This window comes from Streptomyces sp. B8-7, from assembly GCF_058833805.1.
Genome location: NZ_JBYRRL010000002.1, coordinates 973,796 through 997,602, shown reverse-complemented (window position 1 = coordinate 997,602; position 23,807 = coordinate 973,796). Strand labels below are relative to the sequence as shown.

At 73.5% G+C, this 23,807-nt stretch carries 24 protein-coding genes and 1 pseudogene; 13 read left to right on the top strand and 12 right to left on the bottom strand.

The window, feature by feature from the left end; translation table 11 throughout:
- Position 1 precedes the first annotated feature (1 nt).
- Together AC5K6T_RS13000 and AC5K6T_RS12995 are read right to left on the bottom strand one after the other, a co-directional pair.
- Complete coding sequence (locus AC5K6T_RS13000) at positions 2-742, bottom strand: PIG-L deacetylase family protein (protein ID WP_493208614.1); 741 nt, start codon at positions 740-742, stop codon at positions 2-4.
- A 367-nt stretch (positions 743-1,109) separates the two neighbouring features.
- Positions 1,110-1,478, bottom strand: a complete 369-nt coding sequence (locus tag AC5K6T_RS12995; protein WP_493208612.1) for a hypothetical protein — start codon at positions 1,476-1,478, stop codon at positions 1,110-1,112.
- An 819-nt stretch (positions 1,479-2,297) separates the two neighbouring features.
- Between AC5K6T_RS12995 and AC5K6T_RS12990 the strand changes: the two genes are divergently transcribed.
- Entirely contained in the window at positions 2,298-2,618 is a 321-nt protein-coding gene (locus tag AC5K6T_RS12990) for a hypothetical protein (protein WP_493208610.1), read from the top strand.
- A 39-nt stretch (positions 2,619-2,657) separates the two neighbouring features.
- A complete protein-coding gene (locus tag AC5K6T_RS12985) occupies positions 2,658-2,849 on the top strand; it encodes a hypothetical protein (RefSeq protein WP_493208609.1) in 192 nt (63 codons plus the stop codon).
- Between the two features lie 199 nt (positions 2,850-3,048).
- Here the strand turns inward: AC5K6T_RS12985 and AC5K6T_RS12980 are convergent, their stop codons facing one another.
- From AC5K6T_RS12980 to AC5K6T_RS12960, 5 genes and pseudogenes are all read right to left on the bottom strand, one after another.
- Complete coding sequence (locus tag AC5K6T_RS12980; protein WP_493208607.1) at positions 3,049-3,252, bottom strand: DUF397 domain-containing protein; 204 nt, start codon at positions 3,250-3,252, stop codon at positions 3,049-3,051.
- The gene (locus AC5K6T_RS12975; protein WP_493208606.1) at positions 3,249-4,079 is read right to left on the bottom strand and encodes a helix-turn-helix domain-containing protein; all 831 of its coding nucleotides are present in this window, start codon (positions 4,077-4,079) and stop codon (positions 3,249-3,251) included. The genes AC5K6T_RS12980 and AC5K6T_RS12975 overlap by 4 nt, the downstream gene beginning before the upstream one ends.
- A gap of 579 nt (positions 4,080-4,658) precedes the next feature.
- Positions 4,659-6,238: pseudogene (locus AC5K6T_RS12970) on the bottom strand (IS1182 family transposase).
- Between the two features lie 63 nt (positions 6,239-6,301).
- Positions 6,302-8,458 (bottom strand): tetratricopeptide repeat protein, encoded by a 2,157-nt coding sequence (locus AC5K6T_RS12965; protein WP_493208605.1) that lies wholly within the window; start codon positions 8,456-8,458, stop codon positions 6,302-6,304.
- Positions 8,455-8,865, bottom strand: a complete 411-nt coding sequence (locus AC5K6T_RS12960; protein WP_493208604.1) for a hypothetical protein — start codon at positions 8,863-8,865, stop codon at positions 8,455-8,457. Before AC5K6T_RS12960 ends, AC5K6T_RS12965 begins: the two co-directional genes overlap by 4 nt.
- Positions 8,866-9,093: 228 nt before the next feature.
- Between AC5K6T_RS12960 and AC5K6T_RS12955 the strand changes: the two genes are divergently transcribed.
- Together AC5K6T_RS12955 and AC5K6T_RS12950 are read left to right on the top strand one after the other, a co-directional pair.
- On the top strand, positions 9,094-9,363 hold the full coding sequence (locus AC5K6T_RS12955) for a hypothetical protein (RefSeq protein WP_493209335.1): 270 nt from the start codon (positions 9,094-9,096) through the stop codon (positions 9,361-9,363).
- Positions 9,356-9,991 carry a DUF6879 family protein gene (locus AC5K6T_RS12950; RefSeq protein ID WP_493208602.1) on the top strand — a complete coding sequence of 212 codons (636 nt, stop codon included), beginning with the start codon at positions 9,356-9,358 and terminating at the stop codon, positions 9,989-9,991. Before AC5K6T_RS12955 ends, AC5K6T_RS12950 begins: the two co-directional genes overlap by 8 nt.
- Positions 9,992-10,296: 305 nt before the next feature.
- On the opposite strand, the gene AC5K6T_RS12945 is transcribed toward AC5K6T_RS12950, so the two are convergent.
- Both AC5K6T_RS12945 and AC5K6T_RS12940 read right to left on the bottom strand, forming a co-directional pair.
- Positions 10,297-10,500 carry a DUF397 domain-containing protein gene (locus tag AC5K6T_RS12945; protein ID WP_493208600.1) on the bottom strand — a complete coding sequence of 68 codons (204 nt, stop codon included), beginning with the start codon at positions 10,498-10,500 and terminating at the stop codon, positions 10,297-10,299.
- Positions 10,497-11,327, bottom strand: a complete 831-nt coding sequence (locus AC5K6T_RS12940; RefSeq protein ID WP_493208598.1) for a helix-turn-helix domain-containing protein — start codon at positions 11,325-11,327, stop codon at positions 10,497-10,499. Before AC5K6T_RS12940 ends, AC5K6T_RS12945 begins: the two co-directional genes overlap by 4 nt.
- A gap of 206 nt (positions 11,328-11,533) precedes the next feature.
- Here AC5K6T_RS12940 and AC5K6T_RS12935 point away from each other — a divergent pair, with 206 nt between their 5' ends.
- Complete coding sequence (locus AC5K6T_RS12935; RefSeq protein WP_493208597.1) at positions 11,534-12,094, top strand: ATP-binding protein; 561 nt, start codon at positions 11,534-11,536, stop codon at positions 12,092-12,094.
- A gap of 50 nt (positions 12,095-12,144) precedes the next feature.
- Here the strand turns inward: AC5K6T_RS12935 and AC5K6T_RS12930 are convergent, their stop codons facing one another.
- Positions 12,145-13,446: an alpha/beta fold hydrolase gene (locus AC5K6T_RS12930; RefSeq protein ID WP_493208596.1), complete on the bottom strand. Its 1,302-nt coding sequence runs from the start codon at positions 13,444-13,446 to the stop codon at positions 12,145-12,147.
- Positions 13,447-13,668: 222 nt separating this feature from the next.
- Here AC5K6T_RS12930 and AC5K6T_RS12925 point away from each other — a divergent pair, with 222 nt between their 5' ends.
- The 5 genes from AC5K6T_RS12925 (at position 13,669) to AC5K6T_RS12905 (ending at position 19,186) form a co-directional block, all read left to right on the top strand.
- Positions 13,669-14,424, top strand: a complete 756-nt coding sequence (locus AC5K6T_RS12925) for a (Fe-S)-binding protein (RefSeq protein ID WP_493208595.1) — start codon at positions 13,669-13,671, stop codon at positions 14,422-14,424.
- Positions 14,421-16,007: a lactate utilization protein B gene (locus AC5K6T_RS12920; RefSeq protein WP_493208593.1), complete on the top strand. Its 1,587-nt coding sequence runs from the start codon at positions 14,421-14,423 to the stop codon at positions 16,005-16,007. The genes AC5K6T_RS12925 and AC5K6T_RS12920 overlap by 4 nt, the downstream gene beginning before the upstream one ends.
- On the top strand, positions 16,004-16,762 hold the full coding sequence (locus tag AC5K6T_RS12915; protein ID WP_493208591.1) for a LutC/YkgG family protein: 759 nt from the start codon (positions 16,004-16,006) through the stop codon (positions 16,760-16,762). Before AC5K6T_RS12920 ends, AC5K6T_RS12915 begins: the two co-directional genes overlap by 4 nt.
- A gap of 187 nt (positions 16,763-16,949) precedes the next feature.
- Positions 16,950-17,807 carry an AAA family ATPase gene (locus AC5K6T_RS12910; RefSeq protein WP_493208589.1) on the top strand — a complete coding sequence of 286 codons (858 nt, stop codon included), beginning with the start codon at positions 16,950-16,952 and terminating at the stop codon, positions 17,805-17,807.
- Positions 17,804-19,186 (top strand): vWA domain-containing protein, encoded by a 1,383-nt coding sequence (locus AC5K6T_RS12905; RefSeq protein WP_493208587.1) that lies wholly within the window; start codon positions 17,804-17,806, stop codon positions 19,184-19,186. The genes AC5K6T_RS12910 and AC5K6T_RS12905 overlap by 4 nt, the downstream gene beginning before the upstream one ends.
- Positions 19,187-19,254: 68 nt before the next feature.
- Here AC5K6T_RS12905 and AC5K6T_RS12900 read toward each other — a convergent pair whose 3' ends face one another.
- Together AC5K6T_RS12900 and AC5K6T_RS12895 are read right to left on the bottom strand one after the other, a co-directional pair.
- On the bottom strand, positions 19,255-19,626 hold the full coding sequence (locus AC5K6T_RS12900) for a cupin domain-containing protein (RefSeq protein ID WP_493208585.1): 372 nt from the start codon (positions 19,624-19,626) through the stop codon (positions 19,255-19,257).
- Positions 19,627-19,794: 168 nt separating this feature from the next.
- Entirely contained in the window at positions 19,795-20,772 is a 978-nt protein-coding gene (locus tag AC5K6T_RS12895; RefSeq protein WP_493208583.1) for a threonine/serine dehydratase family protein, read from the bottom strand.
- A gap of 511 nt (positions 20,773-21,283) precedes the next feature.
- Here AC5K6T_RS12895 and AC5K6T_RS12890 point away from each other — a divergent pair.
- The 3 genes from AC5K6T_RS12890 to AC5K6T_RS12880 all read left to right on the top strand — a co-directional run bounded on the left by AC5K6T_RS12890 (position 21,284) and on the right by AC5K6T_RS12880 (position 23,800).
- The gene (locus AC5K6T_RS12890; protein WP_493208581.1) at positions 21,284-21,541 is read left to right on the top strand and encodes a DUF1876 domain-containing protein; all 258 of its coding nucleotides are present in this window, start codon (positions 21,284-21,286) and stop codon (positions 21,539-21,541) included.
- A 136-nt stretch (positions 21,542-21,677) separates the two neighbouring features.
- Positions 21,678-22,289 (top strand): Rv1733c family protein, encoded by a 612-nt coding sequence (locus AC5K6T_RS12885; protein WP_493208580.1) that lies wholly within the window; start codon positions 21,678-21,680, stop codon positions 22,287-22,289.
- 125 nt (positions 22,290-22,414) lie between these two features.
- Positions 22,415-23,800, top strand: coding sequence for a phosphoribosyltransferase family protein (locus tag AC5K6T_RS12880; protein ID WP_493208579.1), 1,386 nt, complete (start codon positions 22,415-22,417; stop codon positions 23,798-23,800).
- Positions 23,801-23,807 lie beyond the last annotated feature (7 nt).

Sequence of the window (23,807 nt, the reverse complement as noted above, 5' to 3'; positions counted from 1 at the left end):
CTCACCCCCGGGGGAACACCTCGAAGGCCACCGCGGGGCGTCCGCCGAAGCGGCCGGCGTTCCGTTCGGCGCTGCCGGTGAGGAACTCGCGTACGTAGGTCTCCGGGTCCCGGTCGGTCAGCGCCTCGATGTAGGTGCGGTGTTCCAGCAGCGAGCGCACCGCCTGGTCCATGCCCGGTCCGGCCTCCACCGCGTGGGTGGGCCGGGAGGAGCCGGCCACCGCCACCCAGCGCACGCCGTCCCAGGGCTCCAGGCCCTCGGCGCGGAGCTCGGGGAAGATCCAGCGGTTGCCCGCGTCGGCGGCGGCGTCCAGCACGGCCCGGCCGACGGCCACATGGTCGGGCGTGTTCCAGGCGACGCCGCCCCAGGTGTCCCGGTGGTTGAGGGTGATCACCAGCTCGGGCCGGTGGCGGCGCACGGCGGCCGCGATGTCACGGCGCAGGGCAGGGGTGTACTCGATCACGCCGTCCCGGTGGTCGAGGAACTCCACACTGCGCACGCCGACCACGGCCGCACTCGCCCGCTGCTCCCTTTCCCGCAGCGGAGCGCACTCGGCCGGGTCGAGGGTGTCGATGCCCGCCTCACCGCGGGTCGCGAGCACATAGCCGACCTCGCGGCCCTGCGCCGTCCATCCCGCGACCGCGGCCGCGCAGCCGTACTCCAGGTCGTCGGGGTGCGCGACGACCGCGAGGGCGCGCGTCCAGTCCTCGGGCATGGGCTGCAGCGCAGTGGTCTCGTCCATGGGGGCAGCGTAGTGCCCGCCCCGCTTCCCCGGCCGGACGCCGCCGGGCGCGGCCTCACGAGCGGTGCACGCTGCCTTCGGCCCGGCACCGTCCGGGTACGGGCGCCGTCGACGCGTGTGTCACGGGCCGCACACGCGGTGCGGCCGCGCCTCCCGGCCGTCGGCGGCATGCTCCCGGCGGTGCTCGGGTTCCCGGCAGTGCTCGGGCCCCTGCCGCGACGCCCCGACGGCGCGCGGTACCCGGGCCGGGCGGTCCGCACCCGCCCGAGTGGCCCGCGCTGCGGGCCCAGCCGGAACGGCCGGCGGCCGCCGGGCGGCGCCGCGCCCCGCTCCCGGAGCAGAGCGGGGCGCAGCGGTGAGCGGAGGATCAGGCGTTCGCGCAGATCGCGTACACCGAGATGCCCACGCTGCTGTAGGCGTTCTGACGTCCCAGGCCGATCCAGCCCCGCCCGTCGTCCGTCGGGAACGACCCGACCAGCATGGCGTCGTTGCCCTGCGCCTCCGCGCCCCCGCCGATGGCGACCTTGCCCGCCGGGCAGTACACCGTCCGCCGCTGGAAGTTCGGAACGTTCGCGTTCGGCAGCTTCACCAGCTGGTATCCGTCGACCGCCGCGGCCCGGGACACCTGCCCGCTCTGCGGGGCCGGCTGACTGCCGGACGCCTGCGCCGCCCAGCCCACGCCCGACACCAGTGCCACCGCCAGCGCACCCGCCCCGAGAACCTTCAAGCCTCGCATTCTGCTCCTTCATGTCCGGCAAAGCCCCGACGACCGGGACCTCGTCCACGACCGCCACCCTGCCCCACGCATATGCCCAGAACACCACTTACACGCGCACATGCCCGAATAGGACGAAAAGGAAGCACAAGCTCCCGCGATACGCCCAGCGCGCGCCCCCGGGACTTCCGAGGAGGCCGCCGGCGCCCGGAACCGGCGGTCGTCTCCGGGCACCGCCCGCGTGTCCCGCTCTCATCCTCGCCACCCGCGACCACGCCGGCTTCTGCACCAGGCACATCGCCGGTCGGCTCCTCCACCACACCCCTGAGATCGGCCGCAGGAAAAACGGCCCCGTCATGCGCACCGCGCGAGCCATCGAGAGCGACGGCTCCGCGACCGACTGGCCTCCGGGGGAGAAGGACGCGCTCAGCGCTCGCCCTGCTCCCCCGGCGGCCACTGCCACTGGCCCCGGAAGCTGCGGACGTCCGGACCCACCGTCACCGGAGCCCGGCCCCCCATCGCGGGGCCGGCCTCCTCACGTATGGCTGAAACTCCGGCTGTCCGACAGCGAACCGTCCACCGTGACCTAATTGAGCCTTCCCTTCCGCGAGGAGGTCCTCGTCGCCGGCACCGTCGATGTCGACGAACAGCGGGTCTCCGGTGCAGCCCAGGTCGTTCGCGACGGTCCGCGGCTCCGCCCGCACGACCGCCTCGGCAGTGGACGTGTTCCGCCGCCCCCGCATGCTCGCGAAGCCTCGTCAGATTCGCGCCTGCGCAACCTACTTCGACGCCCCTGCGTCCAACTCCATGACGGACGACTGCCGATCACCGGGAGAGCACATGACGAGGAAGGGCCGGACGACGGACGCGACGGGGGAGAGGGACCGCGAGAAGTGGATGGCGCGTTTCCAGGTACGGCTGGCCATGCAGCCGGGGGTGGACCGGGCAGTCGTGCTCTGGGCGGTCAAGGAGGTCACGGGGCACTGCGCGGACACGGGAGAGCACCCGCGGGACGCCTTCGGCGACCCGGACGCCTACGCCGTGCAGGCCGCTGAGCGGCTGGTGCCGGCGGACCGCGCGGCGCGGGCGAAGCGGCTCGACGGCGTGGTGGACGTACTCGACTCCGCGCTCAGGAAGACCCGCGACGTCGCCGGCCTGTGACCGGTCGAAGCGGGCCCCGGCTCAACGGCCGGGACAGGGATGCCGGCGGCCGGCCAACTCCTGACGACGCTCGCCAGCGCCGAGGACCGGCATGCGGAGCCGCCGCTGGACGACGCCGACAGCATCGCCTTGCACCAGACGGCCCGGAGGGCCCTCAGCCGGTCGGCGGTGCACGGGGCCGAGGCCCACAACGTCATCCACTCGGTCCGCCGGACCCTGAACGCGCGTTGACGAGGGTACGAGCATGCGCCTGGGGCACAGCGCCTCGCGAGCGGGCACGCAGTCAGCGAGCCGCCGGGCAGGTGGTGCGCGGAGTACGACACTCTGCCGGCGGTCGCACTCCGCGCGCGGGGGCGGTCCCCTCATGGAGGACGCGCCGGCAACACACCTGACGTCCTCGGCGAGCACCCGCCCGCCCAGGGCCCCGTCGTCAGAGTGCCGCGAACTCGACGAACGCGGTCCAGGCCGTCGGTGTCACGGCCAGTGCGGCACGATTCGTGTCCTTCGAGTCGCGGACGTGGACCCGGCCGGGGCGGGGGGCGACCTCGACGCATTCGCCGCCCGAGCCCGTGCTGTAACTGCTCTTGAACCAGGCCGATTCAGGTACCGGATGTATGAGCTGTCGGGCGTTCATCTCTCTCCAAGCAACTTCTCGATGAGGGTCAGCGACTCACGCGGAGTGAGGGCCTGGGCCCGAAGGATGCCGTACTGCTCCTCGATCTCCCGTACCTGCCTCCGCTCCGTGTAGAGGCGGCTGTCCTTGTACGCCTCCACGTAGGCGATCCTCTGTCCTTCGTGCGTCTCGATCAAGGTGAAAGGGCCTTCCAACCCAGCATGCTCGTCCCGCTCGATCGGCATCACCTGGACTTCCACGTTGCGCCGGTGCCCGTGCAACAGCATCTGCTCCAACTGGCCCTGCATCACCGTCCATCCACCCAGGGGACGTCGCAGAACGAACTCCTCGGCGACAAAGCTGACGGTGGGCAACAAGGGCCGGGCGAAGATCTCCTGGCGTGCAAGGCGAGCCGCGACCCGCTGATTGATGGTCTCCTCGTCCAGCAGCGGACGCCACATGGAGAACACCGCCCACGCGTACTCTTCCGTCTGCAAGAGCCCCGGTACGGCCTTGGTCGCATACACATGCAGGGCCGCCGCCTTGGTCTCCAACCGTGCCGCGTCCCGGAAGAACGCCGGGTACTGGGCGCGAGCCACCTCCTCCTTGCCCGCGCTCAACACGCCTCCCGCCCCGACCAGTTCGTCCACCTGGTCGATGAACCTGGGCGGCGGGATGCGTCTGCCCTGCTCGAACGACGCGATCGTCGAGGCCGAGTACCCGGTCAGCGACCCGAGCCCGGCGCGGTCCATCCCCGCCCGCTCCCGGAACAGCTTCAACTGCCGCCCGAACACGCCCAGGATGCCCGTCCCGACCTCGTGCTCCGGCTGCTGAACCCCGTCGTCCACGCCACGACTCCTCCCGTACCACCACCACAGCCACCGGACTCCACCCGGCCAACCCGCAGCCCGGAAACCGGTCACGCCCGACACCACGTACAGGCGCACCGCCGACGGGTACAGCCCGCACCCGTCCGCGGATCACTCCTGTTCAACGCTACGCAGAGTCCGCGACGGTCGACCCCATGACGTCAGCAACTCCCCCGAACGGGCATATGAACGTCGAGAAGTCCCCAGCGGGCAGCCGGAGCCGCGCCGCGTCTCGCGCCACAGGTTGCGACCGGTGAAGCGCCTGGTGAACTCGCGTTCGGCTGCGAGGTGTTGTGGGGTCAGCACCGGGTCGGACTAGGGCGTGTTTCGAAAGTCCCGCCTGCCTGGCGGCGTCTGGCACGCACGCTCGCCGCGTTGTCGGGCTCGCCCCGATACATCCAGTATCGGGGCGACCCTCCGCCTTGCGATCGCACGCACCAGACGCCGCCAGGCCTGCCCTTCGGGCAGACGACGCTACTTTCGAAACACGCCCTAGAAGATCACTGAAAATCTTGCTGTGAGGGTGGTTCCGCCGGTGGCGGGGCCGCCCTCCGTGCTTCATGGTGTGGCCGGGGTCAGGGTCCACGTGCCGTCGTTGGCGGGTTCGAGGCCGAGGTTGATGAGTCGGCGGAGGTTGAGGGCGGCGGCTCGGTTGCGGAGCCAGGTGTCGTTCTTGAGGGTGCCGAGGTAGCGGAGTCTGCGGTTGCCTTTGGCGGTCAGCCAGGCGATGCCGCGTTCGACGGGTGGCCGCCAGCGGCGGTAGGTGTCCTTCCAGACGGGGTCGGCGGCCTGGGCACGGGCGTCGGCCAGGCGCCGGTGCTGGGGGTGGACCCGCAGGACGCGGCCGGTCTTGGAGGTGGTGCAGCGTTCGCGCAGCGGGCATCCGGTGCACAGCGTCTTGAACTGGGCCTGACGGAACCCTCCCTTCAGGGGCTTGCCGAGCGGGAGGGTGTGCCCTGCCGGGCAGGTGACCTGGCTGGTCTCGGTGTCGATGTGGAAGTCGTCGCTGGTGAAGCCGCCGGGGACCGCCATCCGGAGCGGCGGCGGTTTGAGGATCGCGTCGTGGCCGGCCTGTTCGAGGTGTTCGCGCAGGCCGGCGGTGCCGTAGGCGGAATCGCCGAGCACTTCGACCGGTTCGGTCTCGTCTGCCAGGAGGTCCTCGGCGACTCTCGCCTCGTGGTTGGCGGGCCCGCTGCCGGGGGCCAGGGCGACCTCGGTGAACAGGCCGGTCTCCGGCTCCACGGCAGCGTGGCCCTTGAAGCCCTCCTGGTGGCGGGTGCGGTTCTTGTGGATGTGTCTGGCCTCGGGGTCCACGGTGGAGACCACCCGGTCAGGGGCGGTGCCGCGGGTGATGCGCCAGCGGCCGTCGCGGCCGTCGGAGTCCTCGGCGGGCTCGACATCCTGGCCGGCGACCAGTGCCAGCAGGCCGACCGCGTTCGCCGCCCGCTCGCCCAGCTCCTGCTCAGGCAGACGGCCCAGCAGGTTGAGCGCGTCGCTCACCAGCGCGTCGACCAGCTCGGCGCGGGCCTGCTCATCGTCCCAGGCGATCCTCGGCTTGCCCGCATCGGCGTAGTCGTGCGCGGCTAAGTACGTGGCGGCGACCTGGCCGGCGCCGGGCACCTCGTGGATCACCCGGCGGATGGCCGAGATCAGCTGGGTGACCGTGTCCTGGGTGGCCACCGCGTCGTCGAACACCGTGGAGTCCAGCGCGCGGCGCCGCTTCCCGCGCAGGATGCCGGTGGCGGCCACGACCTCCTTGACCCGGGTGAAGATCCGCCCCGGGTCCGCCGAGCGCTGCAGACGGCGCCGGAAGTAGGTCAGCAGCGAGGGGTCGAACGCGGTGTCGTACAGGCCCAGCCCGCATGCCGCCTTCCACCGCAGGTCGCACCGCAGCTCCAGCACAGTCTCCACGTCCGAGGTCCCTACAGGCTCTGCAGCACCACCGCCGCCGCCAGCACCTGCGGCGGCAACGACGGCCGGCCGTTGGCCGAGGGGTACATGTCCGCGAACATCTCCGGCGGCAGCAACCGCTCGCGGTGCTCGGCCAGGAACGCGAACACACTCCCCGCCGGGATCAGCTCCCGGCAGGTCTCCCATACATCCGGCCCGACCGGCTCCCCGGCCCATTCCCCCTGCACACACAACAGTCTGGCCCCGCGTCAGCACACGCGGGGCCAGAACCGAAGATTTTCAGTGATCTTCTAGACGGGGTGCGGTTGCGGCGGGCGCCACCGGCCCGACCGGTACTCGTCCAGGAGCCGGCGGCCCGCGACCGTGAAGGGGTGCTCGGGGCCCAGTCCGCGTTCCCGCCGTGCGACGACGTCGGCCATGAGCTCGATCGCCTCGTCGACATGGCCGAGCGCGGCCCGGGTCCGGGACAGCAGCTGCCCGGCCGCGAGCACGATCGGGTACTCCGGACCGAAGCGCCGCACATACCCGTCGGCGACCAGCCTGATCTCACGGTCGGCCTCGGCGAACCGGCCCAGCTGGTAGAGCGCCCATGCGTGGTTGTGCCCGGCGCCCAGGGTCACGGTGTGGTCGGGGCCGAGAAGCCGGTCGCACTCCGCAGGCAGGGAGAGCAGCGCGCCGCCTTCCTCGACGGCCGCTTCGGCGGAGGGCAGCATCTCCAGCAGGCCGGCACGGGCGCGCAGGGTCAGCGGATGGGCCGGACCCAACTGCGCCTGCCGGCCGGCCACGGTGGCGCGCAGCAGCGCGACCGACTCCTCCCGCCTGCCGAGGTTCGCCAGCACGAGCTGGAGCCCGTAGGAGGTGTCCAGGGTGTCGGGGTCGTCGGCCCCGAACAGGCCTTCCTGCGCGGTGCGGACGGTGCGGAGCACCGACTCGGCCTCGGCGTACCTGCCGAGCCGGAACAGGGCCCGGCCGGTTCTGGAACGGGCGGCCAGGACCAGCCGGTCGTCCCGGCCGAGCCGTCGCTGTGCGAGGTCCGCCGCGGTACGGGAGGTCTCCCAGGCGGAAAGGTAGTCCCCGGTGCGGTGCAGGGCGACCGATAGGCGCGTCGCGACGGCCAGGGCGTGGGCGGCGGCCGGGGGCTCGCCGGTACGTCGCACCAGGGCGAGCGCATGAGGCACCAGCAGTCGCCACCGCGGATCGTGCGGGCCGGCGTCGGGCACGAGGGGAACTGCCGCGTCGAGCAGCCGTACGGCCGTGGTGTCGAGGACGGGCAGCAGGTCTGCCGGGGTCGCTGCCCGGACGCTGTCGAGCAGCACTCCATGGCTCTGCACGCAGCGCGCTCCGACGACGTCGACCAGTTCGGACAGCGACTGGTCGAGAAGGGCTCTCAGGGCTGTCTCGGTACGGGCCCGGGGAAGGACGCCGTCGATGCCGGCGTGGTGGAGCAGGCTGATCGGCAGGGGTTCGGCGGCGAACCGGGCCAGTAGCCTGAGCAGCGTGGCCGCTTCAGGCAAGCCGCGTGCCTCGAAGGTGTCGAGCGTCAGCTGCCAGGTCAGGCCGACCAGATGGCGTGGGTCCGGTCCGGACAGCGCGTCCGCTCCCCGGTCGATCAGCCGAACCCCTTCGTCTCCGTCGAGGTGGTGCCCGTAGGCGTCCATCGTCCAGGGGTCGAGCACCTGGTGGGAGAGGAAGCCGCCGGCCAGGGTGAGGGCGAGAGGGAGCCGCCCGAGCCGGTCCGCGATCTGTGCCGCCTGCTCGCGCGTACCACTGGCCGGGGCGAGGTCGCACAGCACCAGCGCCGCGTCCTCACGCGGCAGTACGCCGATGTGCTGCAGTTCGGCGCCCGGCCACCAGCGGGCTGCGGCGCGCCGCGTGGTCACCAGGACGACACCGCGGGGGCTCGTGCGCAGCCAGCTGCCGTCCCGCAGGATCTCCGGCTCGTCGGTGTTGTCGAGGACCAGCAGCCAGGGCTCGGCGGAGCGGTCGAGATACCGCCAGACGAGATCGGCCGCGGGGCGGAGGCCGTTGCGGGCGGCGAGCAGTTCGCCGTCGCCCGCCCCCCGGTCGGCGGCCACGGCCAGCATGCCGCCGCGCAGGCTCGCGCGGTCGGCGGCGTTGACCCACAGGGCGACCCGGCCCGGTGCGTCGGCGATCTCCTGGAAGAGGGTGCACGCGACCGCCGTCTTGCCCGATCCGCCCATGCCGTAGAGCACGTAGACCTCGCCACCGCGCTCCGCCCGGACGCTCGCTCGCAGGCGTTCCATCACTTCGCTGCGGTCGCGCAGGACCAGGGGTGGCCGGCCCACCGCCGGGCGGCGCACCGAGTCGGGGCCACCGGATCCCGGCCCGTCACCGCCGTAGTGGTGGTGCTCATTGATGTGCTGATCGCCCGATGCCTGGTAGACACGCCCCTGGTCCTCGGCGTGGCCGTCCGTCCCGCCCGTCATCGCTCGGTGATGTGCTGGTCCCGGCCGGCCTGGTAGACCCGGCCCTGACCGGACGCCGTGGCGTGCTGGGTGGTCGGCCGGGCGGCCGGGACACCGGGATCGAGTTCGTTCAGCAGTCTGCGTAATTCCTCTCGGGCGTCGGGCCGGGCGACGAGCAGACGCCGCACCAGCCCCTGCCACTGCGCTCGCAGCTCCTCCAGGGTTTCCCGGTCGTCGGCGGCCGTGGCGGCCAGAACGTCCTCGCGAGCCACCTCCAACTCGGCGGCCACGGTCTCGGCCCGCTCGGGTTGCACACGGAGCCAGAGCCGGACGAGCCCGTCCCGCGTGCGGTGCCAGGCGTCGGCCGCCATCAACGTGACCAAGGTGGTTCCCGCGCTCTGTGCGAGCGACGTCACTTCCGGGTCCACTTGTACCCCTCCATTCGCATTTTTCCCTACAGCACAGAAAAAACGTCCCAGCTGCCAGGCGTTTACATGATTTTCTTCCCGATCAATATCGCCGCACTCACGAACGGCGCCGGACAAGGAGCAACCAATCCACGCCAATACCCCCTTCACCCGCGTGCAACACATGGTCAAACACTCCTGATGCAGGCTACAGTGGCGCAATCCGAGCCGACCGAGGGGGCGAAGAAGATGGCCAGACCATGGGAAGCCGATCCGGAAGCCGGTTTCAAACAGCGTTTAGGGAAATCAGCCCAGGAACTCGGGGATACAACCGGAACTCCCGACTGCCCCGACATCTGGGAACTCACCAACGGCGACATCGCCGTGATCGGCCGGGATCTCACCCGGTCACTCGGCAGGAACCTGCCCGACGGCGTCTCGATCGGCTCGGACGAACGCCTCGTCGTCATCCCACGGAACATGCTCGTCGCGGCGAAGCCGGATATCCCCAGTGTTTGACTCCTTCCCCGACGGCGTCTCCGAGCGGATGGACCGCCCCGCATACCACCGGGACTTCGGCCGGAACTACACCAGCGGCATCGGCTTCCTCAACAAGCTCGAACGCGGACAGCGCTTCAAGGAACGCGGCTTCGCCAGCTGGGAGGCCTTCGCCGCCGGCGACTGGACGCGAGCGCTGTCCCTGGCCGAGGAGAGGCGCGACGACTACGCACAGGAACTCCGGAACGCGGAACGCCTGGGGATCTCACACCGTCGCCTTCGCATCGTGGAACTCCCCGTCACGCCGTACGTGCAGTGGGAGATGTTCGTGCTTCGCGTGAGAGTCGATCAGGGCGACAGCATCAAAGTACTCGACGCCCGGAATATCAGAGACATCGAGAAGGACCGTCCGGCCCCCGAGGTCGTCATCCTCGGAGATGTCGTCATGTACGAAGTCGTTTACGACGACGGGAACGCGGCGGGCGCCAACCGCTTCACCGACCGGGAACTGATCCGGGAAACGTCCCGTGGCTTCGACGCGCTCTACGAGCGCGCCGAGGGGTTCCACGCGTTCTTCGACCGGGAAATCCTCCCGCTCGAACCGCCAAGAGTCCCGAACACCTGGGCGTGCGCGCCCGGCCCCCGGTGATCAGAGCACCGACCGGCACCTGCGCAGGCAGCTCCGGGCCGGGTCACCCCGTGCGCGACTCGCCCCGGGTGGCACACCTGGCCCGCAGGGGCGTACGGGCCAGGTGAATCGACGCCTCCGGTGTGCCGTGCGAGCGGGCCCACGAGCCGTACGGACGCGTACGGACGTCCCCGGCGCCTGCGTCGGAGAGGTGCTTCTTCAGCCGCTTCGCCATGGGTCGGCAGGGACCCCGTCGACCCGGCCCGGCGGCGTCATGCGAGTGCGGGGTCCTCGGCAGCCACACGGCTGCCGAGGACCCCGCCCCGTCAGAGCGCCGCGAACCCGACGAACGCGGCCCAGGCCGTGGGTTCCACGGCCAGTGCGGCACGGGTCGTGTCCTTCGAGTCGCGGACGTGGACCCGGCCGGGACGGATGGCGACCTCGACGCATTCGCCGCCCTCCTCGCTGCTGTAGCTGCTCCTGCGCCATACCAACTGGTCTATGGGCGGCTGATGTACGTGCGCATTCATGGGTCTCCCAGCAACTTCTCTACGTACGCCAACGATTCACGGGGCGTCAGGGCCTGAGCCCGGATGATCCCGTACTTGGCCTCCAGCACACGGACCCGTGCCCGCTCCGTCTGCAGGCGGCTCACGTTCTGCACCTCGGCGTACGCGATCCTGCGCCCTTCCTTCGTTTCGATCAAGGTGAAGGGACCAGCCATACCGGCGTTCTCCTCACGGTCGAGCGGCATCACCTGGATCTCGACGTTCCGCCGCTCCCCCGTCAGAAGCAGGTGCTCAAGCTGACCGCGCAGCACGCCTCGTCCTCCAATGGGACGCCTCAGGACAGCCTCATCGATGACAAAACTGGCCAGCAGGGCATCACGGCTGGACAAGATCTCCTGCCGCGACAGCCTTGCGCCCACCCGCTGTTCGACCAATTCGTCATCCATCGGCGGCCGCATCATCATGAAGACAGCCCGGGCATACTCTTCCGTCTGAAGGAGTCCAGGCACCGCTTGGTTGGCGTACACGTGCAGCTCGACCGCCTCGGACTCCAACTTGGCCGCGTCCCGGAAGAACGCCGGGTACTGGGCGCGAGCCACCTCCTCCTTGCCCGCGCTCAACACGCCTCCCGCCCCGACCAGTTCGTCCACCTGGTCGATGAACCTGGGCGGCGGGATGCGTCTGCCCTGCTCGAACGACGCGATCGTCGAGGCCGAGTACCCGGTCAGCGACCCGAGCCCGGCGCGGTCCATCCCCGCCCGCTCCCGGAACAGCTTCAACTGCCGCCCGAACACGCACAGGATGCCCGTCCCGACCTCGTGCTCCGGCTGCTGAACCCCGTCGTCCACGCCACGACTCCTCCCGTACCACCACCACAGCCACCGGACTCCACCCGGCCAACCCGCAGCCCGGAAACCGGTCACGCCCGACACCACGTACAGGCGCACCGCCGACGGGTACAGCCCGCACCCGTCCGCGGATCACTCCTGTTCAACGCTACGCAGAGTCCGCAATGGTCGACCCCATGAAGTCAGCAACTCCCCCGAACGGGCATATGCCACAACACCCCGCACCCGAACACGAGTTCACCATGCGCTTCACCTCGACGCCGCGCGGTGCCCGCCTCGCCCGCCGGCTCGTCTCGCACCGCCTGCACGACTGGGGCCACCCCCACACGACCCCGGCCAACGAGACGCTCACCCTCATCACCGCGGAGCTCACCGCCAACGCCGTGCGGCACGGCCACGTCCCCGGCCGGGACTTCCACGTCCGCCTCACCCTGGCCGGGAACACCCTCCGCATCGAAGTGACCGACACCCGCGCCGAGAAGCGGCCTGCGGCCAGTGCCCCGGCGACCGACTCGCTGTCCGAGTCCGGCCGGGGCCTGCTCCTCGTCGGCGCCCTGGCGGACGACTGGGGCGTCAGCCCCCGGCTCACAGCCCCGGGCAAGACCGTCTGGGCCGAGCTGCGCACACGGCCCCAGGGGCACCCGGCCACCCGCCGGGAGGCCCCGGGGCCGACGGACCTCGATCTGCTTCTGGCCACCGCTTCACTGCTGCGCGACGACCGCGGGGCGCGGCCGGAGGGCGCCGGCCACGGAGATCACCGACCGTGAGTCCGTGCTCGCCCCGCGACCGCCGGCGAGCCGGCCCGTGCGCCGTGGGGTCAGGCCTCGTCGCGGACGAGGGACAGCAGGCGGTCCAGGACGCGCGGGCCGCCGGCGCGTACGCCGTCGTGCTCGAACTCGTCGGTCACCCAGGTGCGCAGGCCCCGGATTGACCGCGCCGTCCGGAGGGAGTGGGCCGTGTCGACGTACAGGTCGTCGTGGTAGACCGCGGCCGCCACCGGGACCTCGTTCGCGGCCAGGCGGGCCGGGTCGTAGAGCGGCTGCCAGCCGGTGTGCGCGGCGAGCAGACCGGCCGTCTCGCGGAGCGGGCGCAGGGCGGGGTCGCAGTCGAACATCCACGGGTGGACGCTCTCCCCGGTGAAGAGCAGGGGGCCGTCGCCGGTGAGCGTCTTGGCGGCGTCGAACTGCGGGAACTCCTGGCGGACCCGCTCGGCCGACCAGTCGGTGGGACGGGCGTCCTGGCCGTAGATCGCCTCGTGGACGAGGGCGTACAGCGGGTGTCCGGCGTAGGAGAGCAGGCCCTGCACCTCCTCCTGGAAGGCGTCGGACAGGGCCGGGCCCTGCGGGGTGGGCACGAAGGCGTGCTCCAGCATGAAGTGCAGGCGGTGGGTGCCGTCGCCGCTGCCGAGGAGGATGCCGAGCGACTGGAAGGCCTCCGCGGTGAGGTGGTGGCCGTTGGGCAGGCGCACCTCGTGCCGGAGCAGGTGGTCGGCGATGCGGCGGGCGCGCTCGACGTCCTGCGGGTAGCGGGCGTAGTGCGCGGCGACCTTGCGCTCGACGCGCGGGTACGCGGCCCGGTACACGTCGTCGGCGTGGGCGTCCAGCGAGGGCAGGCCGCCGGTGATCAGGGCGGCGGTCAGGCCCTCGGGCGCGGCCGACAGGTAGTGCACGGCGCAGAAGCCGCCGAAGCTCTGCCCGAGGACGGTCCAGGTGGCCCCGCCGGTCACCTGGGCGCGGATCGCCTCGCAGTCGCGGACGATGGAGTCGGCGCGGAACCGGGTGAGGTACGCGGCCTGCTCTGCGGGGCCGCCGCGCAGCGGAAGGGTCTGGCGGTTGGCGGGCGTGGAGTGGCCGGTGCCGCGCTGGTCGAGCAGCAGCACCCGGAACTCCTTCAGGGCGCGCCCGAGCCAGGCGGCCCGGCCGACGAAGCGGTTCGCGCCGAAGCCGGGGCCGCCCTGGAGGTAGACCAGCCACGGGAGGTCCTGCCGGGCCTTGTCGCTCGCCACGACCTCGCGGGCGTACAGCTCGATCGTCTCCCCCTGCGGGTCGCCGTGGTCGAGCGGCACGGTGAAGCGGCGGTCGGTGAGGACGACGCCGGGCTGGCGGTAGCTGACGGTCAACGGTGCTCCCGGTGCGGTCGGAGGGCTGATCATGTCCCAGTCCAGCACATGGGAACGTGCCTGCCGACCCCGGGGATCACCAGGCTCTACTGAACCGTCGCTCAGCGGCGCCCGGGGCCCGGGGCCGGACCGGGGAGGGCGTGTCCGGTCCGGCTCTGCGGACGGCTCGGGCGGGCAGGCTCTACGCTGCAACCGTCCCACGGCCGATCACGAGGAGCCGCGATGCGGGTCGCCCTGTTCCTGACGTGCGTCAACGACACGCTGTATCCCGGCACCGGGCGCGCGGTGGTGCGGCTGCTGACCCGGCTGGGCGTGGACGTCGACTTCCCGGCCCGCCAGACCTGCTGTGGGCAGGCGCACTACAACAGCGGCCACCGGCACGAGACGGAACCGCTGGCCCGGCACTTCGCCGAGGTCTTCGGCGGCTACGAGGCGGTCGTGACGCCGTCCGCCTCGTGCGGGGCGATGGTGCGGGAGCTGTACCCGCGCCTCGGCGAGCGGGCGCGGGCCGAGGGGCGCGGCTCCGCCCTCGCGGCGACGCTGGCGCCGGTGGTGCCGCGGACGTACGAGCTGACGGAGTTCCTGGTCGACGTGCTCGGTGTGACCGACGTCGGGGCGAGCTACCCGCACCGGGTGGCCTACCACCCGACCTGCCACGGGCTGCGCGGCCTCCGCCTCGCCGACCGCCCCCGGCGGCTGCTGGCGGCGGTGCGGGGCCTGGAGCTGGTGGAGCTGCCGGGGGCCGAGGAGTGCTGCGGGTTCGGCGGCACGTTCGCGCTGAAGAACGCCGACGTGTCCGCGGCGATGGGCGAGGACAAGGTGCGGGCGGCCGCGGCGACGGGCGCGGAGGTGCTGTGCGCGGCCGACAACTCCTGCCTGATGCACCTGGGCGGCACGATGTCCCGGCTGGGCACCGGGATGCGGCCGGTGCACCTGGCGGAGATCCTGGCCGGCGCGGAGGAGGCGTCCGGGGCATGAGCGGGACGTTCGTGGGCATGCCGGCCTTTCCGCGGGCCGCGCGGGCCGCACTCGCCGACACCACGCTGCGGGCCAATCTGCGGCACGCCACGCACACCATCCGCGCCCGGCGGGCCGCGGCGGTGGCGGAGGTGTCCGACTGGGCGGAGCTGCGCGAGGCCGGCCGGCGGATCAAGGACCACACACTGCGTCATCTGGACCACTACCTGGTGCAGTTGGAGGAGTCGGTCACGGCGGCGGGCGGCACCGTGCACTGGGCGGCCGACGCCGCCGAGGCGGGCCGGATCGTCACCGGTCTGGTGCGGGCGACCGGCGAGAGGGAGGTCGTGAAGGTCAAGTCGATGACCACGCAGGAGATCGGCCTGAACGAGGCGCTGGAGGCCGCGGGCATCCGGGCGTACGAGACCGATCTCGCCGAGCTGATCGTGCAGCTGGGCCGGGACCGGCCCTCGCACATCCTGGTCCCGGCCATCCATCGCAACCGGGGCGAGATCCGGGAGGTGTTCCGGACCGAGATGGGACGGTGGGGCCGCCCGGCACCGGAGGGACTCACCGACACGCCGTCCGACCTGGCCGAGGCCGCGCGGCTGCATCTGCGGGAGAAGTTCCTGCGCGCCAGGGTCGGCGTGTCCGGGGCGAACTTCATGGTCGCCGAGACCGGGACGCTGGTGGTCGTGGAGTCGGAGGGCAACGGGCGGATGTGCCTGACGCTGCCCGAGACGCTCATCTCGGTCGTCGGCATCGAGAAGGTGGTGCCCGCCTGGCGTGACCTGGAGGTCTTCCTGCAGACCCTGCCCCGTTCCTCGACGGCGGAGCGCATGAACCCGTACACCTCGATGTGGACCGGCACCACCGGGGAGGACGGGCCGCGCGAGTTCCACCTGGTGCTGCTGGACAACGGCCGCACCGACACGCTCGCCGACGAGGTCGGGCGGCAGGTGCTGCGCTGCATCCGCTGCTCGGCGTGTCTGAACGTGTGCCCCGTCTACGAGCGGGCCGGCGGCCACGCCTACGGCTCCGTCTACCCCGGACCCATCGGCGCCGTCCTCGGCCCGCAGCTGCGGGGCACGGCGAGCGGTCTCGACGCCTCCCTGCCGTTCGCCTCCACCCTGTGCGGCGCGTGCTACGACGTGTGCCCGGTCGCGATCGACATCCCCGAGGTGCTGGTGCACCTGCGGGAGCGGGTCGTCCAGGGCGGTCCGGCCGTGCGGGCCGGGAACAAGGTCGTCCTCCGGCCGGCCCGGGACCGGTCCGCCGAGCGCGTGGTGATGCGGGCCGCCCGCTGGGCGCTGACCCGGCCCGGCGCCCTGCGCGCCGGGCAGCGCCTGGCGTCCCGGACCCGGCATCTGCACCCGCGGACGCTGCCCGGCCCCGGCCGGGCCTGGACCGACGCCCGCGACCTGCCCCAGGCGCCGCCGGAACCGTTCCGCGACTGGTGGCGGCGGACCGGTGGCGGGAAGGACAGCAGCACGGACCGCGTCACGGACAGCGGCACGGACCGCATCACGGACAGCGGCACGGACAGTGGCAGGGACGGCGACGAGGACAGCGGCAGGGACGGCGGGAAGGACACGGCGCGGTGAGCGACCGGGAGCGCGTCCTGGGCCGGGTGCGGCGGGCCCTGGCCGACGTACGCCGGGACGAGAACACCGCGCGGACGGGGCAGGGGCCCGCGTACGAACAGGCGGTGCCGCACGAACAGCCACCGTCGTACGAGCAGGCGGTGCCGCACGAACAGGCGTCGGCGTACGAGCGGGCGGTGGCGTACGAGCGGGCGGTGCCGCGCGACTACGCGCGCGAGCACGGGCATCGTGACGCCGACGCGACGGTGGAGCTCCTCGCGGACCACCTCGCCGACTACCGGGCGGTGGTGCACCGCTGCACGGCCGCCGGACTGCCCGCCCTCGTCGCGCGGTTGCTGGCCGCCCGTGCGGCGCGCTCGGTGCTGGTGCCGCCCGGCCTGGACCCCGGCTGGCTCGCCGAGAGCGAGGTGGAGCAGGTCGCCGACCGCGCGGACAGCACCCCGTACGCACTGGACCGCGTCGACAGTGTGGTGACCGGGTGCGCGGTGGCGATCGCCGAGACCGGCACCGTCGTCCTGGACGGCTCCCCCGACCAGGGCCGCCGCCGGATCACCCTCGTCCCCGACCACCACGTCTGCGTCGTCCGCGTGCCGGACCAGGTCGTGGCGTCCGTCCCGCAGGCCCTCGGACGCCTCGATCCGCGGCGCCCGCTGACCTGGATCTCCGGCCCGTCCGCCACCAGCGACATCGAGCTGGACCGCGTCGAGGGCGTGCACGGGCCGCGCACGCTGGAGGTGGTCCTGGCGGGCGGCTGAGGCCGACGGCGTCCCCGCGGCGCCCCCGGGGGGTCACCGCGCCGCCGCCCGGTCGGGCTCCGGCCCGCGGTGCGGTCCGACGGTGCGGGCCCGCGCTTCGGGCCGGCCGGCAGGTGACACAGGTGCTGAACAAGCGCTTAGATAGAGGGGCCAGGATCGCGCACGCCCATGACCGCCGGAGGCCCGGTTGTTCACTTCCGTCGACGACGTCTCCACCCGCCTCGCCGAGGCGGGCTACCTCGCCTCCCCGGCCGTGGCCACGACCGTCTTCCTCGCCGACCGGCTCGGCAAACCCCTGCTCGTGGAGGGCCCGGCCGGTGTCGGCAAGACCGAGCTGGCCAAGGCGGTGGCGACGGTGGCGGGAGCCCGGCTGGTGCGGCTCCAGTGCTACGAGGGCGTGGACGAGTCCCGCGCCCTGTACGAGTGGAACCACGCCAAGCAGCTGCTGCGGATCAGTGCCGGCCGCGACGAGAGCTGGGACGAGACCCGCACCGACGTCTTCAGCGAGGAGTTCCTGCTCCCCCGGCCGCTGCTCACCGCCATCCGCGGCGACGACCCCAAGGTGCTGCTGATCGACGAGACCGACAAGGCCGACGTCGAGGTGGAGGGCCTGCTGCTGGAGGTGCTCAGCGACTTCCAGGTCACCGTCCCCGAGCTGGGCACGGTCACCGCGACCCGGCGCCCGTTCGTCGTGCTCACCTCCAACGCCAGCCGGGAGCTGTCGGAGGCGCTGCGCCGCCGCTGCCTGTTCCTGCACATCGGCTTCCCCGAGGAGGAACTGGAGCGGCGCATCGTCCGGCTGAGAGTGCCCGAGCTGGACGAGGCGCTGACGGCGTCCGTGGTGCGGGTGGCGGGCGCGCTGCGCGCCATGGACCTGCGGAAGGTGCCGTCGGTCGCGGAGACCGTCGACTGGGCCCGGACCCTGCTCGCGCTGGGCGTGGACACCCTCGACGAGAGCGTCGTGCGGGACACCCTGGGGGTCGTCCTCAAGCACCACGACGACGTCCTCAAGGCGGCCGCCAAGCTCGACCTGGACGCCGTGTGACGGCCCCGTCCGGACGCCGACTGACGGCCCCGTCGCCCGTCACCGCCCGGCTGACCGGCCTCGTCGGCGCGCTGCGCGCGCACGGGCTGCGGATCGGCACCGGCGAGACCGTGGACGCCGCGCGCGCCGCCGCCGAACTCGGCTTCACCGACCGCGAGCTGCTGCGCGAGGGCCTGGCCGCGACCCTGCTGCACACCCCCGCCCAGCGGCAGGTGTTCGACCCGGTCTTCGACCTGTACTTCCCGCGCGCGGTCGGCGGCCCCGAGGGCGCGACGGCGGACCGGGAGCAGCTGCGCGACCGGCTGGCCGACGCCCTCGCCGCCGGCGACGGGGCCGCCCTGGCCCGGCTCGCGGTGGAGGCGGTCGACGGCTTCGGCGGCTACGGCGGCACGGCGGGCTCGGACGGCTGGTCCTCGTACCAGGCGCTGGACCGGATCCGCCCGCAGACGCTGCTGGCCCGGGTCCGCGACGAGGTACGGGCCCGCGGCGGCCGCACCGGGTTCGCCGACCGGCTGCTGGAGGACGAGATCCGGCGCGGCATCGAGGACTTCCGCCGGCAGGTGGCGGCCGAGGCCCGGCGCCGGGTCGCCGAGCGGCGCGGCCGGGAGCAGATCGCCAAAAGGGCCGTCGCCCCGACCGCCGACCGGGTCGACTTCCTCTACGCCGGCAAGGACCGGCTCGCCGAACTGCGCAGGACCGTACGGCCGTTGGCACGCAAGCTGGCCACCCGGCTGGCCGCGCGGCGGCGGCGCGCCCAGCGGGGCACCATCGACCTGCGGCGCACCCTGCGCGGCTCGCTGTCCACCGGCGGGGTGCCGATGCGCCCGGTGCTGCGGCGCCGCCGCCCGGCCCGGCCCGAACTGGTGCTGCTGTGCGACGTGTCCGGCTCGGTGTCCGGCTTCTCCGACTTCACGATGCTGCTGGTGCAGGCGCTGCACGACCAGTTCAGCAAGGTGCGGGTGTTCGCCTTCGTCAACCGGGTCGACGAGGTGACCGGCCTGCTGGTGCACGGGCACGCCGATCCGGAGGGACTGGGCGCCCGCATCGGCGGCGAGGCCCGCGTCACCGGCTGGCACGACAGCAGCGACTACGGCCTGGCGCTGGGCGAGTTCGGCGAGCTGCACGGGGACGCGGTCGGGCCCCGTACCACCGTGTTCGTGCTGGGTGACGCGCGCACGAACCAGGCCGACCCGAACCTGCCCGCGCTGCGGCGGCTGGCGGGGCTGGCCCGGCGGGTGTACTGGCTGAACCCCGAGCCGCGCGCACAGTGGGGCACCGGCGACTCGGTCGCACCGCAGTACGCGGAGCTGGTGGAGATGCACGAGTGCCGCAACGCCCGGCAGCTGGGCGACATCGTGGGCAGGCTGCTGCCGGTGTGAGCGGCGGCGTGCGCCGCCGGCCGTCCTCCGCCGCTCCCCCGCACCCCGGTCCGCTCCCCCCGCCTTCCCTACTTCTGCCTCTCCGCGTCCTTCGCGTACTCCTTCGCCGTCTGGCCCTCGAAGTCGAAGGTGATGCAGGGCTCGTCGCCGACGACCCACGCGTCGTGGCCCGGCGAGCACACGAACACGTCGCCGGGGCCGATCTCGTTCTCGGTGCCGTCGTCCATGTGGATGTGGAGCCGGCCCTGGACGACGTAGCCGTTGTGGTTCATCTGGCAGGTCTCCGTGCCGGCGATCGGTCCGACCGACTCCGACCAGCGCCAGCCCGGTTCGAAGGTGGCCAGGGCGAAGTCGCAGCCCGGCAGGTGCACCGCGGTCATGTGCCCGTGGGGGAAGTCCCGTTGATCGTCCGCCCTGTCGAGCGCCTTCACTTCCAGCATGACGCCCTCCTTTCGGGGCCGCCGGGGACGACCGCTGGTCCGGCCGCCGGGGACGGCCGGGTCCGGTTCCCGTCCGCCGTTCCCCGGCCGGGAACGTGCCTCGGCGGGGGCCGGGCCCTTGCTCCCATCGTCCGCCCGGGGGGCGGCGCCCCGCCATTCGGGCGGGGCTCACCCGCCCGCGGCGGTCAGCTCCGTGAAGCGGGCCGTGTCGATGTTCCCGCCGGACAGGATCACCCCGGTGCGGCGGGCCGCGGTGCCGCACCGGCCGGACAGCAGGGCGGCCAGCGCAGTGGCCCCGCTGGGCTCCAGCACGATCTTCAGCCGCTCGAAGGCGAACCGCATCGCCGCCCGGATCTCGTCGTCGCCGACCAGGACGATCTCGTCGACCAGCCGCCGGTTGACGGAGAACGTCAACTCACCGGGCGTGGACAGGGCCTGCCCGTCGGCGATGGTGCGCGGCACCGGGACGGTGACGCGCCGGCCCGCCGCCAGGGAGCGCAAGGTGTCGTCCCCGTCCTCCGGCTCCACCCCCACGACCCGGATCCGGGGGTGCAGTCCCTTGGCGACGGTGGCGCTGCCCGCCATCAGCCCGCCGCCGCCGACCGGCACCACCAGTTCACCGAGTTCTCCCGCCTCGGCGAACAGTTCGAGCGCGGCGGTGCCCTGTCCGGCCATGACGTCGGGGTGCTCGTACGGCGGGATCAGGGTCAGGCCGCGCTCCGCGGCCAGCGCCTCGGCCAGCGCGACCCGGTCGCCGGTGTAGCGGTCGTAGGTGACGATCTCGGCGCCGTAGCCCTCGGTCGCCGCGCGCTTGGCCCGGGGAGCGTCCTCGGGCATCACGATCACCGCGCGGGTGCCCAGTTCGCGGGCGGCGAGGGCGACGGCCTGGGCGTGGTTTCCGGAGGAGTAGGCCGCGATGCCGCGGGCGAGCCGCTCGGGGGTGAGCCGGGAGGCCGCGTGGTAGGCGCCACGGAACTTGAACGCGCCCACCCGCTGGAAGTTCTCGCACTTGAGGAGGGCCTCGCGGCCGGTCAGCGCGTCGAGGGTGCGTGAGTGCTGGACGGGGGTGCGGTGGGCGACGCCCGCGAGGCGTGCCGCGGCGGCGCGGACGTCGTCGAGGGTCACGGGCGGGGCGGTGGCCGTCACGGGCGGACTCCCTTCGGCACCGGAGCGGAACGTCCCCCCGGTCTGCGGCGCCGGAGCGGGCCGCCCCCGCGGTCGCCGTCGGGGATGCCGTACCCGGTGGCAGTGCAGCCCCTCCGCCGCCGCGGCCGCTCGGGCCGCGTCCGGCACCGGGAGTCTAGGGCGTGGCGGAGCCCGCGGCGGTCCGGCAGCGCCCCGAAGGGGCGCGGGGAACCGCGCGGCCGGCCGCGACGGCGCCGCGGCCGGCCGGCGCGTCGTACCGCGGCACGTCCGGCGGAGAGCGCGGTGCGGCGGCCACACGGCAGCCCGGGACGTCCGTGCGCCCCGACGTTCCGGCGCCCCGGCGCCCCGGCGTTCCGGCGTTCCGGCGTTCCGGCGTTCCGGCGTTCCGGCGTTCCGGCGTTCCGGCGTTCCGGCGTTCCGGCAGGGTGGACCGGCTGGCCCCTTCGGCCGTCGAGGCGCAGGCTGGCACGTAGAGACCGCGGCCGGAGACACGCGTACGGAAGTGATCACGATGCGAGCGAAGCAGTGGACCGTGCAGATCCACCTCACGGAGGACGGCGACGACACGCAGGCACGTGCCGTGCTGGTCACGGACGGCGCCGAGGAGATCACCGGCCGTGGCCGGGCCCGGCGCAACCCCACCGACCGGCCGGTGCCGGAGATCGGCGACGAACTCGCGGCGAGCCGGGCCCTGGAGGACCTGGCCATCCGGCTGCACGACGTGGCCGCCGACGACATCGTGGAGCTGGCGGGCCCCGTCACGGCCTGACCCGGCCCGCGCCGCAGGGGCACGCGGTTCCTCGCCGCCGTACGGGCCGATGGTCCCCCGGCCGGGGCCGGACGGTCCCCCGACTGCCGATGGTCGGCCCCTGCCGCCCAGGACTCGACGCCGTCACCGTCGGAGTGTGACCCTGGTGAAGAGGTACGGATCCATGCACGGCAGCGGATATCCCAAGCGCAGGTTCTGGCGGTGGCGGCACAACCCGCTACGGCGGCGTGACGACATCGTCGAGGCCTGGATCGTGCTGGCGGTGTGGCTCGTGGTGCTGGTCGGCGGCATTCTCGTGGGGCTGGTGGCCTCGCACGCCGCCGAGGGCTCGTTCGCCCAGCAGCGCGCCGAGCGCGCGCCGGTCACGGCGGAGGTCGTCGCGATCCTGCCGTCGGACGGGCCGCGGGCCGGCTCGGTGGCCGACGAGGTCCGGGCGGAGGTCCGCTGGACGGCGTCGGACGGCGCGATCCGCACCGGCACCACGATGGTGGCCGGCGGGCTGAAGGCCGGTTCCGACGTGGTGGTCTGGCAGGATCCCGACGGCGCCCTCGCGACGCAGCCGCCGACCGCCGCCGAGGCCTCCGTGGAGGCGGCGATGCTGGGCGTCGCCGCGGCGGTCGCCTTCGCCGGAGCCGTGGTGGGCGCCGGGGCCGTCGCGCGATGGGTGCTCGACCGGCACCGTCTGAAGCTGTGGAGCCGTGAGTGGGAACTCGTCGGCCCGCGCTGGGGCGGTCACCGGACGGGCTGACGGCGCCGACCGCGGCGGGCCGGCCGGCCGGGCCCGCCGCCGGCCGCGCGCGGTGCAGCGCGGGGCCGGCCGGGCGGCCCGGAACGCGGGGGCACGGCCCCCGGGGCACGCACAGGAGGTGACCCATGGCTTTCGAGGACCGGGTGGACGCCGGACGCCGCCTGGCCGAGGCGCTGCGGGGGCTGAGCGGCGACAGCGGCAGGAACGGCGGGACCGGCAGAGGCCGCAGAAGCGGCGGGAGCGGCAGGAGCGGCGAGCACACCGTCGTACTGGGGCTGCCGCGCGGCGGTGTGCCGGTCGCCCACCAGGTGGCCCGCGGCCTCGGCGCTCCACTGGACGTGCTGGTGGTGCGGAAGCTGGGGGTGCCGTGGCAGCCGGAGCTGGGGTTCGGCGCGATCGGCGAACACGGGGTGCGGGTCCTCAACGACGACGTCGTGGCCGCGACCGGTGTCAGCCCCGCCGAGCAGGCGGAGGTCGAGCAGGCCGAACGGGCCGAGCTGGAGCGCCGGGTGCGCGCCTACCGGGCCGGCCGGCCGCCGGTCCCGCTCGCCGGGCGGACGGTCGTGGTGGTGGACGACGGCGTGGCGACCGGAGCCACCGCGCGGGCCGCCTGCCGGGTGGTCCGCGGGCAGCACGCCGCGCGGATCGTGCTGGCCCTGCCGGTGGCTCCGGCCGGTGTGCCGGCCCTGCTGCGCGACGTCGCCGACGAGGTCGTGTGCCTGGAGACGCCCGCCGCGTTCGGGTCGGTCGGGGCCTGGTACCGGGACTTCGAGCAGACCGGGGACGCCGAGGTCACCGCGCTGCTGGCGGACGCCGCCCGCGCGTGGCCGGCGCGGGCCGCCACCGGGGACCCGCAGCGGGACCCGGAGGTGGAGGTCCCCGCCCCCGGGGTGCGGCTGACCGCGCTGTACGCGCTGCCCGAGGCGGCACCCGCGGTGGTGGCCTTCGCGCACGGCAGCGGCAGCAGCCGGCACAGTCCCCGCAACCAGTACGTCGCGGCCGAGCTGAACCGGGCCGGTCTCGGCACGCTGCTGCTCGACCTGCTGACCGAGGACGAGGAGGGCGACCGCGGCAACGTCTTCGACACGCTGCTGCTGGCCCGGCGGCTGCGCGCGGCCGCGGACTGGGTGCGCCGGGAGTCCGGGCTGCCCGTGTCGTACTTCGGGGCGAGCACCGGCGCGGCCGCCTGTCTGGAGGCCGCCGTGGGGGACGACATCCTCGCGATCGTGTCCCGCGGCGGCCGGCCCGACCTGGCCTCCGGTGCCGCGCTCGCCCGGGTGCGGGCACCGACGCTGCTGGTGGTGGGCGGCCGGGACCCGCAGGTGCTCGGCCTCAACCGGATCGCCGCGGCCCGGCTGCGCTGCGAGCACCGGCTGGCCGTCGTCCCCGGCGCCGGCCATCTGTTCACGGAGCCCGGCACGCTGACCGCGGTGGCCGGGCTGGCCCGGGACTGGTTCACCTCGCATCTGGGCCACCCCGGCACGGCGGCCCCGCACTCCCGCCCGGCCTGACCGGTGC

Excerpts from the sequence above, each read along its gene's own strand:
- AC5K6T_RS12925 (WP_493208595.1), top strand. The coding sequence starts at position 13,669 with ATGCGGGTCGCCCTGTTCCTGACGTGCGTCAACGACACGCTGTATCCC.
- AC5K6T_RS12955 (WP_493209335.1), top strand. The coding sequence starts at position 9,094 with ATGGCCAGACCATGGGAAGCCGATCCGGAAGCCGGTTTCAAACAGCGT.
- AC5K6T_RS12990 (WP_493208610.1), top strand. The coding sequence starts at position 2,298 with ATGACGAGGAAGGGCCGGACGACGGACGCGACGGGGGAGAGGGACCGC.
- AC5K6T_RS12900 (WP_493208585.1), bottom strand. The coding sequence starts at position 19,626 with ATGCTGGAAGTGAAGGCGCTCGACAGGGCGGACGATCAACGGGACTTC.
- AC5K6T_RS12965 (WP_493208605.1), bottom strand. The coding sequence starts at position 8,458 with ATGACGGGCGGGACGGACGGCCACGCCGAGGACCAGGGGCGTGTCTAC.
- AC5K6T_RS12985 (WP_493208609.1), top strand. The coding sequence starts at position 2,658 with ATGCCGGCGGCCGGCCAACTCCTGACGACGCTCGCCAGCGCCGAGGAC.
- AC5K6T_RS12890 (WP_493208581.1), top strand. The coding sequence starts at position 21,284 with ATGCGAGCGAAGCAGTGGACCGTGCAGATCCACCTCACGGAGGACGGC.
- AC5K6T_RS12920 (WP_493208593.1), top strand. The coding sequence starts at position 14,421 with ATGAGCGGGACGTTCGTGGGCATGCCGGCCTTTCCGCGGGCCGCGCGG.
- AC5K6T_RS13000 (WP_493208614.1), bottom strand. The coding sequence starts at position 742 with ATGGACGAGACCACTGCGCTGCAGCCCATGCCCGAGGACTGGACGCGC.
- AC5K6T_RS12945 (WP_493208600.1), bottom strand. The coding sequence starts at position 10,500 with ATGAATGCGCACGTACATCAGCCGCCCATAGACCAGTTGGTATGGCGC.
- AC5K6T_RS12935 (WP_493208597.1), top strand. The coding sequence starts at position 11,534 with ATGCCACAACACCCCGCACCCGAACACGAGTTCACCATGCGCTTCACC.
- AC5K6T_RS12880 (WP_493208579.1), top strand. The coding sequence starts at position 22,415 with ATGGCTTTCGAGGACCGGGTGGACGCCGGACGCCGCCTGGCCGAGGCG.
- AC5K6T_RS12995 (WP_493208612.1), bottom strand. The coding sequence starts at position 1,478 with ATGCGAGGCTTGAAGGTTCTCGGGGCGGGTGCGCTGGCGGTGGCACTG.
- AC5K6T_RS12980 (WP_493208607.1), bottom strand. The coding sequence starts at position 3,252 with ATGAACGCCCGACAGCTCATACATCCGGTACCTGAATCGGCCTGGTTC.